The following is an 18,211-nucleotide window of genomic DNA, read 5'->3' on the forward strand; positions in this document are numbered from 1 at the left end:
AGATAGAAATATTGGCATTTATAATTCAATTCCAGACTATTCAAACACCAAAAAAGAAAACTTCATTAATATGTAAATATTATTAAGCAATAAGTCAGATAAGTATTAGAATTTAAAATAAAAATAATGATATATTCTTTAACAAAAATCGCATTTTATTTTATTTAATATTTATTCAACATTTAGATAAATATCTGTAACAATTTTCCTTTTTTATATAAATCTTGCAATTGCGAGAGTGATCACGGTACATTTCACTGAAAATAACTATATTTCCCCTACCAAAAGTCAGGGGTTAAGTTTTTTTAGATTTAGACAAAGCTGATGAGTTGAAGATCCTTTGTTTTAAATGAACATATTTCAGGCAACTTATTATTCATATAAAAATCCAACTCGTGCATTTAATTAATGTACGGGTTTAGTAGTTTTTAAATTTTACTTTACCGCGTTATTTCGGAGATACTTATGGACACATCTCAAGCAGGTTCGATAGCATCCTCTGCTTCCAGCAAAAGCAATCACACTACCTGGCGTAAATCAGACACAGTATGGATGCTGGGATTATATGGCACAGCGATCGGTGCCGGTGTTTTATTTCTTCCCATCAATGCCGGTATTGGTGGTTTAATTCCACTCATTATCATGGCAATTCTTGCTCTTCCCATGACATTTTTTGCGCATCGTGGAATGTGCCGTTTTGTTTTATCTGGTAAAAGCAGTGGTGATGATATCACCGGCGTGGTAGAAGAACATTTTGGTAAAGTTGCAGGCTTTCTGATCACCGTCCTCTATTTTTTTGCTATTTATCCTATTCTGCTCGTATACAGTGTTGCACTAACCAATACGGTAGAGAGCTTTCTTGTGCATCAGCTACAGATAGATGCTCCGCCACGTGCATTGCTGGCACTAGTATTGCTCCTGGGGGTGATGAGCATCATCCGTTTCGGCGAGAAAGCCATCGTTAAGGCCATGAGTGTCTTAGTATTCCCATTCGTCACCGTTTTGATGCTATTAGCCTTGTACTTAATTCCTCACTGGAACACTACCATTTTTGATAACCTGTTGCAGGACAGTACCCTGTCTGCGACAAGCAATAATGGTCTGCTATTTACTCTGTGGCTGGCAATCCCTGTTATGGTTTTCTCTTTTAACCATTCCCCAATCATCTCAGCATTCGCAGTGGCAAAACGTGAAGAATATGGTGAGCACGCAGAGAAAAAATGTTCCCGCATTCTGGCCTATGCCCATATCATGATGGTGCTGACAGTCATGTTCTTTGTTTTCAGTTGCGTACTGAGCTTGTCACCAGAAAATCTGGCAGAAGCAAAAGCACAGAACATCACTATTCTGTCCTACCTGGCTAACCACTTCCGTGTACCAACTATTGAGTATATTGCGCCATTTATCGCTTTTATTGCTATAACCAAGTCTTTCCTTGGCCACTATCTGGGCGCTCGTGAAGGCTTTAACGGTATTGTGAACAAAGCAATGATGAACACGCGTGGTAAGACTGTTCAGCATAAAACGCTGAATCGAATCACTAGCCTCTTTATGCTCGTGAGTGCCTGGCTCGTCGCGACACTTAATCCAAGTATCCTGAACATTATTGAATCACTGGGTGGGCCAGTTATTGCGATGATCCTGTTTATCATGCCAATGTACGCAATCAAAAAAGTTCCAGCTATGCGCAAATATGCAGGTAAACCAAGCAATATTTTTGTTATTGTGACCGGTTCAATTGCTATCTCAGCGGCGATTTACTCCGTCATGTAATCAAAATCCATGCGCTGCTTTTTTCAACAGCAGCACCTAAAAAAATGCCAGTCATCAAAAGAAAGATCGACTGGCATTTTTTCATTTATACGCATTAAACTTCAAGTTGCAATTTACAACACGCTATGAAACCTGATCTCTCCCCGCAAAGCGGGGAGAGATCACACGCATCTTGAAGTGAGATTGGTATAGATATTAATCGGCACAGGTTAACCAAAGATTGAGTTAAACCAGCCACTAACTGTTTTTACAACGAAATCCCACATACGTCCGAAGAAGCCACTTTCTGCCACGGCTTCTTTAACGACCAGAGGGCGCTGGTCAATAATTTTATCATTCAGCAGGAAATTCACCGTACCCACTACTTGGTTCTGTGCTAATGGCGCCTCAAGAGAAGCATTATCCAGAGTAAAGCTCGCTTTCAAATTCCCTACTTGTCCACGAGGAACTACCACGGAAGCATCTTTTTCCACGCCCAATGCGACTTCTGGACGAGTTCCATACCAGACTTTCTCCGTCACCAAGGTATCACTGGCCTTCAACGGTGTCGCCGATTCATAAAAACGAAATCCCCATGACAAAAGTTTTTCACTGTCAGAAAAACGTACGCGATCACTCGGCGCACCCAATACCACCGAAATCAAACGCATTGGTCCTTCAGTTGCCGACGCAACAAGATTATAGCCAGCGCCACTGGTGTGTCCGGTTTTGATACCATCCACATTCATGTTTTTATTCCACAACAGACGATTGCGATTAGGCTGGCGGATATTGTTAAAAGTGAACACTTTTTCTTTATTCAGGGCGTATTCTTCCGGCACATCACGGATCATGGCCTGACTTAAAAGTGCCATATCATAGGCTGTACTATACTGCCCTGCTGCATCCAGGCCATGCACTGTTTTGAAATGGGTGTTCGTCAACTTTAGTGTTTCTGAGTATTTATTCATCAAATCAACGAAAGCATCCTGACTGCCTGCAACATAATCTGCAAGTGCAATACTGGCGTCATTGCCGGATTGGATAACAACACCGCGGTTCAGATCAATCACCTTAACCCTGTCACCCGGTTTCAGAAACATAAGCGATGAACCCTTAAGTATTGGATTCCCTGTAGCCCAGGCATCTTTACCAACCGTTACCTTATCTTCCGTGGTAATTTTTCCTGACTTGAGCGCCTGCCCGACAACATAACTGGTCATTATCTTCGTCAAGCTGGCAGGATCTAACCGCTCATCCGCATTATTTGAGGCCAGAATTTTTCCACTGGCATAATCTATCAACACATAGGCTTTTGCATCAATTTCGGGCGCTGCGGGTTGTTCCATTGCATATACACTGATATTCGCCAACCAAAAAACACCCAAGCCAAAAGTAAAAAATTTCATTATCGATATCTGCTGTCTTTTTTTCATCATCGCTCGCCCTTTTTCTCTGCTAAAACTCTATTAATATAGGATGTTATAAATGAAGACTCCAACCCAATAACGTAAAGATTTTTCTGTTATTCAATCAATTTTATTGTCATATTATCAAGTATTAAAAGTGTACTGATCTTAAGGAGAAAATAATGTTGACAATTTGGGGCCGTAAAAATTCATCAAACGTGAAAAAAGTGCTTTGGTGTCTGGAAGAGCTAAATGTGCCATATCAACAAATGGATGTTGGTGGCAAATTTGGCAAACTCAACGATCCTGAATACCTGCGTATGAATCCCAATGCAGTTATTCCTTGTTTGCAAGAAGGCGATTTTATCTTATGGGAATCCAACGCGATTGTTCGCTATATTGCGGCGAAATTCGGCAAAGATACGCTTTACCCCGCCGATCTTCAAGAAAGAGCCAGTGTTGAAAAATGGATGGATTGGGTTGGTTGCAACTTCTTCCCTCCGACTAAACAATTTATGATCAACTTTATCAGAACACCGGCAGATCAACGTGACCCTAAAATCATCAGCCAATTGTTAGCAGAGATTGAAAAATGGCTAAGAATTGTCGATGACACTCTAAGCACTCAGCAATACCTTTCCGGCAACAAATTTAGTATGGCTGATATTGCCCTGGCACCACTGGCTTATTTATGGCTAAACGTAGAAATAGAGCGTCCATCCCTGCCAAACTTAGAACGCTGGTATCAATTGCTGACCGAAAGACCAGCTTTCAGAAAAATTGTTATGATAGAAATAAGCTGAGGTTTTACCTGGTATTTCATTAACTCATTGGCATTCTGCCGGGATCTGGAAACTGATACTCAAACCCTAGTTCCCGACAGATGCGGCTACCATCAACGATTTTCTCTGCCTTACTTTCGATTTCTGCGTTTTCTGACTGTAAAAATTCTGGCGGCGTCAGATCGAGCTGGCGACTGGCTGACTGATAAAACTCGGCTCTTTTTGGGTGTATTGGTGCACACAAATTAAAAAGATGCCCGCCTTGTGGTTGTTGAATAAGAAGCTTAATGGCAGAAATAGCATCGTCTTGATGTACCAAATTGACCGCACTTTCTCCTCCACTGAGTGCCTTCCTTCCAGCGAGAAAACGCCCTGCATGACGCCCATTGCCCACCAGTCCGGCAAGGCGCAAGATATCGACCGATGTATTAGGTAATTGATGCAGCCAGTTTTCCAATTCAACCAGTGCCTTGGCTGACTCGGTTTCAGGGGACACAGCCTCATCTTCATTGAGATAACCCACAGATGAACCATAAACTGAAGTAGAACTGGTGAAAATAATCCGTGGAACTGAATACGAAAGTGCAGTATCAACAACCAGTTGTACTGCTTTTACATATTCCTTCCCGCCACCAGCAACACCACTAACAGGCAATGTCAAAACCAGCACATCAACAGACATCAGCTGATCAAGATCATCTGCATCGCAAACAAGCTGAGGCTCCAAATTTAGTTGGTAACAATCTATTCCACACATACACGCCGCTTCAACACCATCTGGTGTTGTTTTGCTACCAACTACCTGCATTCCCTCGCTTTGTAGTGCTTGTGCCAATGGCATTCCTAACCACCCTAATCCAATAATGGAAACTTTTCTCACCCTACCCTCCCAAAAGCAATGCCATTTTGATTTTTAGGCTATTACATAACCACGGCTAACATTACTCATATATTCGTTTAATAGCAACAAAACACATTTTTATTTAAAAACAATTAGTTATTAAGAAATAAACATCTCCTTTAAAATAAAGTTTGCTTTTTATACACAAGATCGTATAGGTTAAACAACAAGCAACCAATCCTTAGTCACAAACATAACGTTACGTACCGCCATTATTCAGTACAGCATATTTTTGCATAAAACTTTTTTTGTAAGAAAAATAGAGAATTCGCATATATGAACCGTATTCAGTTTAACCATCATCATCACCATCATCCTGACTAGTCTTTCAGGCTGCTGTGTGCTGGAAGACATTTGACCCGTCTTCCGGTGGTGCGAATACGATAAAAACCCTCGGAAGATTTTCCGGGGGTTTTTTGTTTCTGCTTTTTAGGAATTAATGACTAACTGAATCTTGAGATAGGACAAAACATGCTAGATAAAACACGCTTACGTATCGCCATTCAAAAATCAGGCCGTCTGAGTGATGACTCCAGAGCATTGCTGGCGAGTTGCGGCATCAAAATTAACTTACAGCAACAGCGCCTGATCGCATTTGCTGAAAATATGCCTATCGACATTCTACGTGTCCGTGATGATGATATTCCGGGCCTCGTGATGGATGGAGTTGTCGATCTGGGCATTATTGGGGCAAACGTGCTTGAAGAAGAGCTACTGACTCGCCAGGCACAAGGAGAAGATCCTCGCTATCTGATATTACGCCGCCTCGATTTTGGCGATTGCCGGCTTTCCCTGGCAATGCCTTTCGATTGCGATTATGCCAACGTGGAATGCCTGCAAAATGCCCGGATCGCAACCTCTTACCCACACTTATTGAAACGTTATTTAGACCAAAAAGGCATTTTCTTTAAACCTTGTCTTCTCAATGGTTCAGTCGAAGTTGCCCCCCGAGCAGGGCTTGCAGACGCTATCTGTGATTTAGTTTCCACAGGTGCTACGTTGGAAGCCAATGGCTTACGGGAAGTTGAAGTTATTTATCGGTCAAAAGCCTGTTTGATCCAACGTGACGGAGAGATATCAGAAGCCAAACAGCAGCTTATTGACAAACTGATGCTCCGTATCCAAGGCGTCATTCAGGCACGAGAATCCAAATACATCATGCTACATGCCCCCAACGATAAGCTGGAAGAGATTATCTCCCTGCTGCCAGGTGCAGAACGTCCCACGATCTTGCCGCTGGCAGGTGCCCAAAATCGCGTAGCCATGCATATGGTCAGTAGTGAAACCCTGTTCTGGGAAACGATGGAGAAACTCAAGGCATTAGGTGCCAGTTCTATTCTGGTGCTGCCAATTGAAAAAATGATGGAGTAACTTTGATGAACACTAATTTTAAAACCATCATTCGCTGGCAAGCATGTACGCCAGAACAACAAAAAATATTGCTAACCCGTCCGGCTATTGCCGCATCCGACGATATTGCCGATACAGTGAAACAGATTTTGGCAACCGTGAAAACACGAGGCGACCAGGCATTACAAGAGCTTAGCCAACGCTTCGACAAAACCATTGTTGAAACCATCCGAATTTCTGCCAACGAAGTGAATGCAGCCGCCGCTCGTCTGCCCCCAGAAATTAAGCAAGCTATGCAACAGGCTATGAACAATATCCGGCAATTCCACGAAGCACAAAAACCGGCAGAAATTGACGTCGAAACATTGCCCGGAGTTCGCTGCCAACAAGTTACACGCCCAATAGATTCGGTTGGACTCTATATTCCTGGCGGATCTGCTCCCCTGCCCTCAACGGTATTAATGTTAGGTACGCCCGCCAACATTGCAGGTTGCCGTAAAGTTATCTTGTGTTCTCCTCCCCCTATTGCCGATGAAATACTCTATGCTGCGCAACTATGTGGGATCAGCGAAATATTTCAAATCGGTGGTGCTCAGGCGATTGCCGCAATGGCATTCGGAACAGAATCCGTTGCCAAAGTAGACAAAATTTTTGGTCCCGGAAATGCGTGGGTAACAGAGGCCAAACGTCAGGTCAGTCAACAGATTGACGGCGCGGCAATCGATATGCCCGCAGGCCCGTCCGAAGTATTGGTTATCGCTGACAGCGGAGCCAATCCCGTATTTACCGCAGCAGATCTACTTTCACAGGCAGAACACGGCCCCGATTCCCAAGTGATATTGCTAACTCCCGATGAAAATTTAGCTAAAAAAGTTATCCATGAAATTGAAACCCAACTCATAGCCTTGCCACGCCAGCAGATCGCAATTCAAGCCTTGCAAGCCAGCCGGATAATTATTACGCAAGATCTCGACCAGTGCGTCGCAATCAGCAACCAATATGGTCCAGAACACTTGATCATCCAAACTCGTCAGCCTGAACAACTGGTTGAGCAGATTACAAACGCCGGTTCTATTTTTCTTGGCGACTGGTCACCTGAATCCGCCGGAGATTATGCTTCCGGCACCAATCACGTTCTGCCTACCTACGGCTATACTTCAACCTATTCCAGTCTCGGTCTGGCTGATTTCCTGAAAAGAATGACCGTCCAGCGGATCACGCCGCAAGGATTAAAAAAACTCGCCCCCACTATCGAAACACTGGCACAGGCCGAACAGCTTATCGCGCACAAAAATGCCGTTACATTACGTATGGCAGTCTTGAATAATGCAGACTGAGAACCACGGGGTTTGATAGCCATAAAAAATTAAGGAACAATCATGAGTACAGTTTTTGATATCAATTCATTGGCAAGAGAAAACGTTCGCAAATTAGTCCCTTATATGTCTGCCCGCCGTCTGGGTGGTCGTGGTGATATTTGGTTAAATGCGAATGAATATCCCATCGCCCCCGATTTCCAACTCACCGAAAATACACTCAATCGCTATCCTGAATGCCAACCAGCAACCGTCATTCAACGTTATGCCGATTATGCTGGCCTGCAAGCGGAGCAAGTTCTTGTCAGCCGTGGGGCCGATGAATCTATCGAACTGCTGATCCGCGTTTTCTGCGAGCCAGGACGCGATGCGGTCCTGTTTTGCCCGCCAACCTACGGTATGTACAGTGTTAGCGCCGAAACTTTCGGTGTAGAACAGAAAAAAATTCCTGTCAGTGCCGACTGGCAACCAGATATTGCCGCTATCAAAAATAATCTGGATCGCGTCAAGCTAATCTATATCTGTAGCCCCAACAATCCGACAGGTAACCTGATTGATCCTGCGGCATTACGCCAGATCCTTGAATTAGCCCGTAACCGTGCCATCGTTGCTATTGATGAAGCCTATATCGAATTTTACTCACAATATACAACTACCCATGCTACCACCCGTTGGCTACATGACTATCCTCACTTAGTTATTTTGCGAACTCTCTCGAAAGCTTTTGCTTTGGCTGGATTGCGTTGTGGATTTACGCTGGCCTCTGCCGATATCATCGCACTGATGCTAAAAGTGATTGCCCCTTATCCACTGGCGACGCCTGTTGCTGATATCGCGGCACAAGCACTTACGAAAGCAGGTATTGCAACAATGAGAAATCGTGTGGCAGAAATCATCAACAATCGGGCTTATCTCCAGCAAGCCCTCAGCAAACTGGCGTTGGTTGAAAACATATTTCCAAGTGAAACCAACTATATTTTGGTGAAATTTACCGATGCAGAGCTTGTATTTAAGACGCTATGGGAACAAGGGATCATCTTGCGTGACCAGCGTAAACAACCAGGATTAACAAATTGTCTGCGTATTACCGTCGGCAACCGGAATGAATGTGAACAACTGGTTCGTGCCATTAGTGCACTTTCCGACCAACCTCAACAAATCAAGGAAACTGAAAATCCATGAGCCAGAAAATGCTTTTTATTGACCGCGATGGAACATTGATCACCGAGCCACCCAGTGATTATCAAGTTGATCGCCTTGATAAATTGGCTTTTGAAGCTGGTGTTATCCCTGCCTTACTTGCCCTGCAAAAAGCCAATTATAAGTTAGTGATGATCACTAATCAGGATGGGTTAGGTACAGCTAGTTTTCCACAAACGGATTTTGAGCCACCTCATGCCTTGATGATGCAAGTTTTCACTTCACAAGGTATCCATTTTGAAGAGGTGTTGATCTGCCCACACAAACCAGAAGATCACTGTCACTGCCGTAAGCCTAAACTTGGGTTGGTACAAAAATATTTGGCAGACAATGCCATTGATACTGGCAACAGTTACGTCATCGGCGATCGGGAAACCGATCTACAATTAGCCCAAAATATGGGGATCAAGGGTATTCACTACCAACCCGAATCCCTGGGGTGGCCGCTCATTTGTCAACAGCTGACCCGTAAAGATCGCCATGCCCATGTCGAACGAAAAACCAAAGAGACCGCTATCAATATTGAAATTTGGTTGGATCGTGAAGGAGCAAGTCGTATCAATACAGGCGTCGGTTTTTTCGACCATATGCTGGATCAGATCGCAACTCATGGCGGCTTCCGCATGAATATCCAAGTCAAGGGTGATCTCTATATTGACGATCATCATACTGTTGAAGATACCGGCCTCGCACTGGGAGAAGCTTTAAAGCAAGCATTGGGGGATAAACGCGGTATTGCCAGATTTGGTTTTATGCTACCAATGGATGAATGCCTTGCTCGCTGTGCTCTGGATATTTCCGGTCGCCCACATCTTGAATATAAAGCTGAATTTAAACACCAACGGGTTGGCGATTTGAGTACAGAAATGATCGAGCACTTTTTCCGTTCTCTCTCTTACACAATGGGATGCACCTTACACCTGAAAACTAAAGGCAAGAATGATCACCATCGGGCAGAAAGCCTGTTTAAAGTGTTTGGCCGAACTTTACGTCAAGCTATGCGCGTAGAGGGCGATATATTGCCGAGTTCCAAAGGTGTTTTATAGGAAAGGTATAAAGGAAACTATGATGAACGTTGTTATTCTAGATACAGGCTGCGCTAACCTCGCTTCCGTTGCCTATGCCATCCGCCGGTTAGGTTGTGAGCCGACGGTAAGTTTAGATGCGGATATTGTTCAGGCAGCCGATAAACTATTTCTACCGGGAGTGGGTACGGCGACTGCCGCAATGAAACAACTTGAACAACGACAATTAATTCCCTTGATTAATTCTCTTACCCAACCCGTATTAGGTATCTGTCTTGGCATGCAATTGCTGGCCCGTATCAGCGAAGAAGGTGATAACATCCCTCTCTTGCAGCTCATTGACGCACCAGTCAAAAAAATGATGACCGCAGATTTGCCATTGCCACATATGGGCTGGAATCAGGTGAAAGCGCAGACAGATAATCCACTGTTTCGCTCTATCGCAAATAATTCCCGTTTCTATTTTGTTCACAGTTATGCCCTGCCTGTCGGTGAATATACGATTGCTCAAACTGAATATGGCAATACATTTAGTAGCGCCATTGCAAAAGATAATTTCTTTGGGGTGCAATTCCACCCTGAACGTTCAGGGGCAGCAGGCGTACAACTACTAAAAAACTTTTTGGAGATGTAACCGCATGATTATACCTGCATTAGATTTAATCGATGGCAATGTGGTGCGTTTGCATCAAGGAGATTATGACCAACGCCGAGATTATGACAGTTCTCCACTCTCACGCTTACAGCAACATGAACAGGAAGGCGCTAAATTACTGCATTTAGTCGATCTGACCGGTGCCAAAGATCCTGCCAAACGCCAAATTGCACTCTTAAAAGAGCTACTGGCTGGCGTTACTATTCCCGTTCAAGTTGGCGGGGGTATTCGTTCAGAGGAAGATATAACAACCCTGCTTGAAGCAGGTGCAAGTCGGGTTGTTATTGGTTCCACAGCAATTACACAACCTGAATCAGTCAAACAATGGTTGCGAAACTACGGGGCAGAAGCCATTGTGCTGGCACTGGATGTTCGCATCAATGCAGATGGGATAAAACAAATCGCTATTAGTGGTTGGCAAGAAAACAGCAACGCTACCCTTGAGTATGTCATTGAGCAGTATCTCCCTGTCGGACTAAAACATGTTTTATGTACCGACATTTCCCGTGATGGCACATTAAATGGCTCTAATATCGCGCTTTACCAGGAAATCAGTCACAAATATCCACAAATCCAATTTCAGGCTTCCGGCGGCATTGGCAGTCTCACCGATATCTCTTCCCTACCTGCTTCTGGTGTGGCAGGTGTCATTGTCGGGCGCGCACTACTGGAAGGAAAATTTACCCTGACGGAGGCTATCCAATGTTGGCAAAACGCATAATTCCATGCCTGGATGTCCGTGATGGACAAGTCGTCAAAGGCGTACAATTCCGTAACCATGAAATTATTGGTGATATTGTCCCGCTCGCTCAACGCTATGCCCAGGAGGGCGCTGATGAGTTGGTGTTTTACGATATTACCGCCTCTTCCGACGGCCGCATGGTAGATAAAAGCTGGGTGGCAAAAATTGCTGAAGTTATCGATATCCCTTTCTGCGTAGCGGGTGGCATTAAATCCGTCGAAGAGGCGGGACAAATTTTAGCATTCGGTGCAGATAAAATTTCCATTAACTCCCCAGCCTTGGTTGATCCAAGTTTAATTAGCCGCTTGGCTGATCGCTATGGTGTGCAATGTGTTGTCGTGGGTATTGATACATGGTTTGATGAAAATACCAACAATTACCAAGTCTACCAATTTACCGGGGATGAAAAGCGTACAACAGCAACCCGCTGGCAAACATTGGATTGGATCAAAGAAGTGCAACAACGCGGCGCTGGTGAAATCGTCCTGAATATGATGAATCAAGATGGTGTCCGCAATGGTTATGATCTTACCCAACTAAAATTAGTTCGTGATGTTTGTTCTGTACCACTGATTGCTTCTGGAGGAGCTGGAGCACCAGAACATTTCCGCGATGCTTTTCAGCTTGCAAATGTTGATGGTGCTTTGGCTGCCTCCGTTTTCCACAAACAGATCATTAATATCAACGAACTCAAACAATATCTTGCTACACAGGGCATCGAGGTTAGGACATGTTGACAGAACGACAATTAACAACCCAGGAAATAGAGAAACTGGACTGGAAAAAAGTGGATAATCTGATGCCCGTCATTGTCCAACATGCCATCTCTGGAACCGTGTTAATGCTGGGATACATGGATCAGGAAGCGCTAAATGTAACGCTCAACTCTGGCAAAGTGACCTTTTTTTCCCGTACTAAGCAGCGATTATGGACAAAAGGCGAAAGCTCCGGCCATTTTCTGAATTTGGTTGGTATCTATCCCGACTGTGACAACGATACTTTGTTAGCCTTAGTAGAGCCTATTGGTCCCACCTGTCATACAGGCAGTGAAAGCTGTTTTGCGCCTGCACAAACCGAATGGGGTTTTCTCTATGAATTGGAACAATTATTGGCAAGCCGAAAACATGCCTCGCCAGACAGTTCTTATACTGCTCGCTTATATGCCAGTGGCACAAAACGGATCGCCCAGAAAGTTGGCGAAGAAGGCGTCGAAACCGCGTTAGCCGCCACAGTCAATGATCGGGAAGAGCTGACCAACGAAGCCGCAGATTTGCTCTATCATCTGCTGGTTTTACTTCAGGATCAAAAGCTCGACCTCAGTAGAATCATTCGTCAGTTGCGGCAACGGCACTCAGCCAAAGCATAATTTTCGATTGCAGGAATTGAGAGTTTTGAAAAATAGCAGCCACTTCACAATAAATACCTAAACGAAGTGGCTTACTCTCTGGCGCTACATTGCTGCCTTAAAGATAGCAACGATTTCTTCATGTGATGCTTGAATCGGGTTAGTAAATCCACAGGCATCTTTCAACGCATTGGTCGCTAATGTTGGCAGATCTTCCTCTTTTACGTTCAACTCAGCCAAACCAGACGGAATATTCACATCTTTTGCCAATTCACTGATTGCATGAATACAAGCTTCAGCACCTTGCGTATCGTTTAAAGCACTAACTTCAACCCCCATAGCCGCCGCAATCTCTTTCAGGCGTGCAGCAGAAACTTTTGCATTGAATCTCTGTACATGTGGCAATAAAACCGCATTACAGACACCGTGAGGCAAATCATAAAACCCACCTAACTGATGTGCCATGGCGTGGACATATCCCAAAGAGGCATTATTGAACGCCATGCCAGCCAAAAACTGGGCATAAGCCATGTTTTCACGCGCTTCCATGTCATTGCCATCTTCAACAGCACGACGCAAATAATTGCTAATCATTGTCACCGCTTTCAATGCGCAAGCATCAGTAATAGGATTTGCCGCTGTAGAAACATAAGCCTCAATAGCATGAGTCAACGCATCCATCCCCGTTGCGGCAGTCAATCCTTTTGGCATCCCTGCCATCAATGCAGAATCATTGACTGACAAAATAGGCGTTACATTTTTATCTACAATTGCCATTTTGATATGACGTTCAACATCTGTAATGATACAGAAGCGTGTCATTTCAGAAGCTGTCCCTGCGGTAGTATTGATGGCAATCAAAGGTAACTGTGGTTTAGCTGAACGATCGACGCCTTCATAATCACGAATATCCCCGCCATTCGCTGCCACCAATGCAATACCTTTTGCACAGTCATGCGGTGAACCACCCCCCAAAGAGATCACACAATCACAGTTATGCTGGCGCAGAATTGCCAAACCTTCCCCAACATTAATCGTGGTTGGGTTTGGATTGGTTCCATCATAAATTGCACTTTTTATTCCAACATCTGCCAGTAAAGCCTGAACTGTTCCAACAACACCAATCTCGTTTAACACGCGGTCAGTGACAATCAAAGCCTGCCTGTAGCCATAATTTTTTATTAATTCGACGGCTTCGGCCATGCATCCCATACCGATTTTATTCACTGGCGGGATAAAGAAAGTTGATGCTGCCATTTGAAACTCCTTAGGTTTTACTGAAGTATTCCAAACCTGAATGTAAAAAAATGGAATTACAATGTGACACTTATCTATTTTCGTCATTTTGATCAAAATCAATAAATGGCGAAGCAAGCATGAAAGAAATAGGTATCATTTACTTTGAGTTTATGTAGGAGAATATTTTGCTAAAAAACGACATCTTTACACGCCTCACTACCTTATTAGACACTAACAATGCCCACTATCGCGTTATGGAACACGCTACTGGCGGCCGCTCAGAAGAAGTGGCAAAAATACGAGGAACCCACCTAGGGCAAGGCGCTAAGGCCCTGGTTTGCCATGTAAAAGGAAAGGATTACCGACAGTATGTCCTTGCTGTCTTGCCTGCTGACCAACAAGCCGATCTTGCTACTCTTGCCAAACAAGTTGGCGGAAGCCGGGCATCTCTGGCAAGCCCAAAAGAAGTTTCTGAATTGACTCGTTGTGTTTTTGGTGCCATCCCCCCATTTAGTTTTCACCCAGACCTGAAATTGGTTGCCGATCCACTTTTATTCGAACGCTATGAGGAATTGGCATTTAATGCAGCTAGTCTGGAACGTTCGATTATTTTGAATACAAAAGATTACCTTCGCATCGCTATGCCGGAGTTAGTTGCTTTTCGGAAAATACCCAATAAATAAAAGACAATTTAAAGTTTGCTATAATTTAACCAGGTAAAATGGGTGATTATTATATGAATAATATTTTTTTTCTGGTAATACTCAGCCTGACTATCTTCTTCATCACCATATATCTTTATCTTCACGATGCGGAGATAGCACACTGGTTAGAGAGATTTGCCCAACGATTGCTTGCATGGCAGCCTCTAGATTGATACTTTAATTTTATTTCACGTCATTTCATAAAAAAGGTGCTGAAAACTCAGCACCTTACTTTTTAAGAAAATGTTATTTCTTATATACGCATTAAACTTCAAGTTGCCATTTTCAACACGATATGAAACTTGATGTCTTCCCCGCTTCGCGGAGAGACATCACACGCATCTTGAAGTTAGATTGGTATAAAGATATTTAATGATTAGTCCAACCATTCAGTGTGGAAAACACCTTCTTTATCAGTACGCTTGTAAGTGTGCGCACCAAAGTAATCGCGCTGTGCCTGAATCAGGTTAGCCGGCAATACAGCCGAACGATAGCTATCGTAATAAGAGATTGCCGCCGAGAATGTTGGCGTTGGGATACCATTCTGCACACCGTAAGAAACAACATCACGCAGAGCTTGCTGATATTCATCTGCGATTTGTTTGAAATAAGGTGCTAAAAGCAGGTTCGCAATAGCTGGGCTTTCATTGTATGCATCGGTGATTTTTTGCAGGAATTGCGCGCGAATAATACAACCCGCACGGAAGATCTTGGCAATTTCGCCATAGTTCAGATCCCAGTTGTACTCATCCGATGCCGCTTTCAACTGCTGGAAACCTTGCGCGTAAGACACAATCTTACCCAAATACAAGGCACGGCGGACTTTCTCGATAAATTCAGCCTTATCTCCGTTGAACAACTGAACGTCCGGGCCTGACAGAACCTTAGATGCGGCTACGCGCTGATCTTTCAGAGAAGAGATATAGCGTGCAAAGACAGATTCCGTAATAAGTGTTACTGGAACACCCAGATCCAGCGAGCTTTGGCTGGTCCATTTACCGGTACCTTTGTTAGCGGCTTCATCCAGGATCACGTCAACCAGGTATTTTCCCTCTTCATCTTGCTTACGGAAAATATCAGCAGTAATTTCGATCAAATAGCTGCTTAATTCACCCTGGTTCCAGTCACTGAATACTTCAGCCAACGCCTGATTGCTTAGGTTCAATGCGCTTTTCAACAGAGAATAGGCTTCTGCAATCAGCTGCATATCACCATATTCAATGCCATTGTGAACCATCTTCACATAATGACCTGCACCATCTGCCCCGATATAAGTCACGCAAGGTTCGCCATCAACCTGAGCTGCGATCTCTTTCAAAATTGGGGCTACCAACTCATAAGCTTCTTTCTGACCACCCGGCATAATTGAAGGACCTTTCAACGCTCCCTCTTCGCCACCAGAAACCCCCGTCCCGATAAAATTAATGCCCTGTGCAGACAACTCATGATTACGGCGAATAGTATCCTGAAAATAGGTGTTGCCACCATCGATCAGAATGTCACCCTTATCCAAATGTGGCATCAGCGATGCAATGGTTTTATCCGTAGCTTCACCAGCCTTAACCATCAACAGAATACGACGTGGCTTTTCCAGCGAATCGACAAACTCTTCAATGGAATAACTTGGAACTAATTTTTTCCCTGGATTTTCAGCAATAACTTCATCTGTTTTATCGCTGGAGCGGTTAAAAATAGATACAGAGTAACCACGGCTTTCAATATTCAACGCCAGGTTGCGCCCCATTACCGCCATACCGACAACACCGATCTGTTGTTTGGACATGAATAACTCCCGTCTAATAATGACTGCCGCCCGCCCAAGATGCTATACGTGATACCGAGTGTGTACATACCGTATGCAACAAAACAGAGCGGGCAATTTGTTAATGAAGTCACATGTTAACTCAGGAATGGTCATCGGTGATAGTTATTGATGCAACCGATATCGTCGTGACGTTTTTTTGCTGAAAAAATTTCCAACTGAGATAAATCGCCTATTGATATTTCGCATTTCAATACGCATTATTGAATAGTCGGCAAATGCCGTCCCACTAACAAGGTAAAACAAATTATATGGAATGGATCGCTGATCCGACGATATGGGCAGGTCTGGCCACACTTATCGTTTTAGAAATTGTTCTCGGAATAGACAACTTAATATTCATTGCCATTCTGGCAGATAAATTACCTGAAAAAGAGAGAGATAAAGCTCGCCTGACGGGGCTTTCCTGTGCCCTTGTCATGAGGATATTGCTGCTATTTAGCCTATCCTGGCTCATTTCCCTGACTAATCCACTGGTTACTTTATGGGAGCACCGTTTCAGTGCCCGTGATTTAATTATGTTGATAGGGGGGATCTTCTTGCTGTTCAAAGCGACCATGGAATTGAATGAACGGTTGGAAGGAAAAATGTTACATACTCATCAACAACGCAAAGGGGCCAGCTTCTGGGCGGTTGTTGTGCAAATTATCGTCTTAGATGCGGTATTCTCTCTGGATTCTGTTATCACCGCCGTAGGAATGGTCAACCATATTGGTATCATGATTGCTGCTGTCACCATTGCCATGATCCTGATGATATGGGCCAGCAAACCGCTGACAAAATTTGTCAATGCGCATCCCACAATCGTGATCCTGTGTCTGAGCTTCTTGCTCATGATCGGCTTTAGCCTGGTTGCAGAAGGCTTTGGTTATCACATTCCGAAAGGCTATCTCTATGCGGCCATCGGCTTTTCCATCATGATTGAAGCACTAAACCAGTTCGCTCAGTTCAATCGCCGCAAATTCTTGAGCGCTTCTCGCTCCCTGCGCGAAAGAACCGCAGAAGCGGTTCTTCACATTTTAAATGGCAAACGTGAAAACGCTGCGCTGGATAACCATACTTCTGACCTGATTGCCGATCATGAAGATAGCAAAGAAATCTTTGAGCCTCAGGAACGCCAGATGATTGCCCGCGTTCTTAGCATGGCACAACGTACCGTCAGCAGCATCATGACGTCACGCCATGATGTGGTTTATCTTGATGTCCATTCCCCTACGGAAAAATTGACTAAGTTATTGGAACAAAAGCCACATACACGAATTGTAGTCACAGATGAACAAAGTGGTGACGAACCGCTTGGCGTTGTACATGTAATTGATATCCTTAATCAACAACTGATGCATAATACTTTCGATTTAAGGAAGTTAGTCCAGCAGCCGTTGATTTTCCCAGAATCGCTTTCCTTATTACAGGCGTTGGAACAATTCCGTAAGGCGCAAACGCATTTTGCCTTTGTTGTCGATGAGTTTGGCTCTGTCGAAGGAGTGGTTACAGTCACTGATGTGATGGAAACCATTACAGGTAATCTTCCTGTAGGTAGCGGAGAGATCGATGCTCGCCATGATATTCAAGTCGTGGAAGAGGGATATTGGATCGCCAATGGATTTATGCCACTGGAAGATTTAGTGCTTTATGTGCCGCTGCCATTGGATGAAAAACGGGAATACCAGACACTAGCAGGCCTGTTGATGGAACATCTGCAACACATTCCACAACAAGGCGAACAATTGAAGATTAGTGACTATCTGTTTGAAGCGATGGAAATCACCAGTCACCGCATCAATAAAGTGAAAATTACCCCGCTGACTATGGAAGAAACGGCAGAAATATAACCCACGATATCACCCACTGAGAAAAAACCGGCATAAGTCCGGTTTTTTTTATTCCTATAAGTTTTATCAGTTTCATTTAATTTTTAAAGTATTTGTTCATGATTACCCTAAGTACAATAAACCCGTCCAATGGTCGT

General features: G+C 43.9%; 17 protein-coding genes and 1 other annotated feature. Of the genes, 13 read left to right on the forward strand and 4 right to left on the reverse strand.

All coding sequences use genetic code 11. From position 1 onward, the window contains the following. Positions 1-465 precede the first annotated feature (465 nt). Entirely contained in the window at positions 466-1,773 is a 1,308-nt protein-coding gene (locus IQ211_RS05115; RefSeq protein ID WP_189758478.1) for an HAAAP family serine/threonine permease, read from the forward strand. Positions 1,774-1,982: 209 nt separating this feature from the next. Here IQ211_RS05115 and IQ211_RS05120 read toward each other — a convergent pair whose 3' ends face one another. Then, a complete protein-coding gene (locus tag IQ211_RS05120) occupies positions 1,983-3,161 on the reverse strand; it encodes a serine hydrolase (RefSeq protein WP_399477746.1) in 1,179 nt (392 codons plus the stop codon). A 182-nt stretch (positions 3,162-3,343) separates the two neighbouring features. On the opposite strand from IQ211_RS05120, the gene IQ211_RS05125 reads away from it, so the two are divergent. Then, entirely contained in the window at positions 3,344-3,964 is a 621-nt protein-coding gene (locus IQ211_RS05125) for a glutathione S-transferase family protein (RefSeq protein WP_189758476.1), read from the forward strand. A 19-nt stretch (positions 3,965-3,983) separates the two neighbouring features. Here the strand turns inward: IQ211_RS05125 and IQ211_RS05130 are convergent, their stop codons facing one another. Continuing rightward, positions 3,984-4,823 (reverse strand): SDR family oxidoreductase, encoded by an 840-nt coding sequence (locus tag IQ211_RS05130; protein WP_189758475.1) that lies wholly within the window; start codon positions 4,821-4,823, stop codon positions 3,984-3,986. Positions 4,824-5,120: 297 nt separating this feature from the next. Here IQ211_RS05130 and hisL point away from each other — a divergent pair, with 297 nt between their 5' ends. The 9 genes from hisL (at position 5,121) to hisIE (ending at position 12,498) form a co-directional block, all read left to right on the forward strand. Beyond that, positions 5,121-5,168, forward strand: a complete 48-nt coding sequence (gene hisL, locus IQ211_RS05135) for a his operon leader peptide (protein WP_113967449.1) — start codon at positions 5,121-5,123, stop codon at positions 5,166-5,168. After that, positions 5,144-5,265 (forward strand) — a sequence feature (His leader region). (Overlaps the previous gene by 25 nt.) Positions 5,266-5,315: 50 nt before the next feature. Then, a complete protein-coding gene (hisG, locus tag IQ211_RS05140) occupies positions 5,316-6,215 on the forward strand; it encodes an ATP phosphoribosyltransferase (protein ID WP_189758474.1) in 900 nt (299 codons plus the stop codon). A gap of 2 nt (positions 6,216-6,217) precedes the next feature. Further along, entirely contained in the window at positions 6,218-7,531 is a 1,314-nt protein-coding gene (hisD, locus tag IQ211_RS05145) for a histidinol dehydrogenase (RefSeq protein WP_189758473.1), read from the forward strand. A gap of 42 nt (positions 7,532-7,573) precedes the next feature. Continuing rightward, positions 7,574-8,692, forward strand: a complete 1,119-nt coding sequence (hisC, locus tag IQ211_RS05150) for a histidinol-phosphate transaminase (RefSeq protein WP_189758472.1) — start codon at positions 7,574-7,576, stop codon at positions 8,690-8,692. Then, positions 8,689-9,756, forward strand: a complete 1,068-nt coding sequence (gene hisB, locus IQ211_RS05155; protein WP_189758471.1) for a bifunctional histidinol-phosphatase/imidazoleglycerol-phosphate dehydratase HisB — start codon at positions 8,689-8,691, stop codon at positions 9,754-9,756. The genes hisC and hisB overlap by 4 nt, the downstream gene beginning before the upstream one ends. Positions 9,757-9,778: 22 nt before the next feature. Beyond that, on the forward strand, positions 9,779-10,369 hold the full coding sequence (gene hisH / locus IQ211_RS05160) for an imidazole glycerol phosphate synthase subunit HisH (RefSeq protein ID WP_189758470.1): 591 nt from the start codon (positions 9,779-9,781) through the stop codon (positions 10,367-10,369). A gap of 4 nt (positions 10,370-10,373) precedes the next feature. Next, positions 10,374-11,111 carry a 1-(5-phosphoribosyl)-5-[(5-phosphoribosylamino)methylideneamino]imidazole-4-carboxamide isomerase gene (gene hisA / locus IQ211_RS05165; protein ID WP_189758469.1) on the forward strand — a complete coding sequence of 246 codons (738 nt, stop codon included), beginning with the start codon at positions 10,374-10,376 and terminating at the stop codon, positions 11,109-11,111. Further along, positions 11,093-11,869: an imidazole glycerol phosphate synthase subunit HisF gene (hisF, locus tag IQ211_RS05170; protein ID WP_189758468.1), complete on the forward strand. Its 777-nt coding sequence runs from the start codon at positions 11,093-11,095 to the stop codon at positions 11,867-11,869. Before hisA ends, hisF begins: the two co-directional genes overlap by 19 nt. Next, the gene (hisIE, locus tag IQ211_RS05175) at positions 11,863-12,498 is read left to right on the forward strand and encodes a bifunctional phosphoribosyl-AMP cyclohydrolase/phosphoribosyl-ATP diphosphatase HisIE (RefSeq protein ID WP_189758467.1); all 636 of its coding nucleotides are present in this window, start codon (positions 11,863-11,865) and stop codon (positions 12,496-12,498) included. The genes hisF and hisIE overlap by 7 nt, the downstream gene beginning before the upstream one ends. An 84-nt stretch (positions 12,499-12,582) precedes the next feature. Here hisIE and yiaY read toward each other — a convergent pair whose 3' ends face one another. Further along, positions 12,583-13,734 carry an L-threonine dehydrogenase gene (gene yiaY / locus IQ211_RS05180; RefSeq protein WP_189758466.1) on the reverse strand — a complete coding sequence of 384 codons (1,152 nt, stop codon included), beginning with the start codon at positions 13,732-13,734 and terminating at the stop codon, positions 12,583-12,585. 167 nt (positions 13,735-13,901) lie between these two features. Here yiaY and IQ211_RS05185 point away from each other — a divergent pair, with 167 nt between their 5' ends. Beyond that, entirely contained in the window at positions 13,902-14,399 is a 498-nt protein-coding gene (locus IQ211_RS05185) for a YbaK/prolyl-tRNA synthetase associated domain-containing protein (RefSeq protein ID WP_276529769.1), read from the forward strand. A 397-nt stretch (positions 14,400-14,796) separates the two neighbouring features. Here the strand turns inward: IQ211_RS05185 and gndA are convergent, their stop codons facing one another. Continuing rightward, positions 14,797-16,203, reverse strand: coding sequence for an NADP-dependent phosphogluconate dehydrogenase (gene gndA / locus IQ211_RS05190; RefSeq protein WP_189758465.1), 1,407 nt, complete (start codon positions 16,201-16,203; stop codon positions 14,797-14,799). Positions 16,204-16,493: 290 nt separating this feature from the next. Here gndA and IQ211_RS05195 point away from each other — a divergent pair, with 290 nt between their 5' ends. Beyond that, positions 16,494-18,074 carry a TerC family protein gene (locus IQ211_RS05195; RefSeq protein ID WP_189758464.1) on the forward strand — a complete coding sequence of 527 codons (1,581 nt, stop codon included), beginning with the start codon at positions 16,494-16,496 and terminating at the stop codon, positions 18,072-18,074. Positions 18,075-18,211: the final 137 nt, after the last annotated feature.

Source organism: Xenorhabdus griffiniae (assembly GCF_015163655.1).
Taxonomy (GTDB): domain Bacteria; phylum Pseudomonadota; class Gammaproteobacteria; order Enterobacterales; family Enterobacteriaceae; genus Xenorhabdus; species Xenorhabdus griffiniae.

Excerpts from the sequence above, each read along its gene's own strand:
- IQ211_RS05115 (WP_189758478.1), top strand. The coding sequence starts at position 466 with ATGGACACATCTCAAGCAGGTTCGATAGCATCCTCTGCTTCCAGCAAA.
- IQ211_RS05120 (WP_399477746.1), bottom strand. The coding sequence starts at position 3,161 with ATGAAATTTTTTACTTTTGGCTTGGGTGTTTTTTGGTTGGCGAATATC.
- IQ211_RS05125 (WP_189758476.1), top strand. The coding sequence starts at position 3,344 with ATGTTGACAATTTGGGGCCGTAAAAATTCATCAAACGTGAAAAAAGTG.
- hisG (WP_189758474.1), top strand. The coding sequence starts at position 5,316 with ATGCTAGATAAAACACGCTTACGTATCGCCATTCAAAAATCAGGCCGT.
- hisC (WP_189758472.1), top strand. The coding sequence starts at position 7,574 with ATGAGTACAGTTTTTGATATCAATTCATTGGCAAGAGAAAACGTTCGC.
- hisB (WP_189758471.1), top strand. The coding sequence starts at position 8,689 with ATGAGCCAGAAAATGCTTTTTATTGACCGCGATGGAACATTGATCACC.
- hisH (WP_189758470.1), top strand. The coding sequence starts at position 9,779 with ATGAACGTTGTTATTCTAGATACAGGCTGCGCTAACCTCGCTTCCGTT.
- hisA (WP_189758469.1), top strand. The coding sequence starts at position 10,374 with ATGATTATACCTGCATTAGATTTAATCGATGGCAATGTGGTGCGTTTG.
- hisF (WP_189758468.1), top strand. The coding sequence starts at position 11,093 with ATGTTGGCAAAACGCATAATTCCATGCCTGGATGTCCGTGATGGACAA.
- hisIE (WP_189758467.1), top strand. The coding sequence starts at position 11,863 with ATGTTGACAGAACGACAATTAACAACCCAGGAAATAGAGAAACTGGAC.
- yiaY (WP_189758466.1), bottom strand. The coding sequence starts at position 13,734 with ATGGCAGCATCAACTTTCTTTATCCCGCCAGTGAATAAAATCGGTATG.
- gndA (WP_189758465.1), bottom strand. The coding sequence starts at position 16,203 with ATGTCCAAACAACAGATCGGTGTTGTCGGTATGGCGGTAATGGGGCGC.
- IQ211_RS05195 (WP_189758464.1), top strand. The coding sequence starts at position 16,494 with ATGGAATGGATCGCTGATCCGACGATATGGGCAGGTCTGGCCACACTT.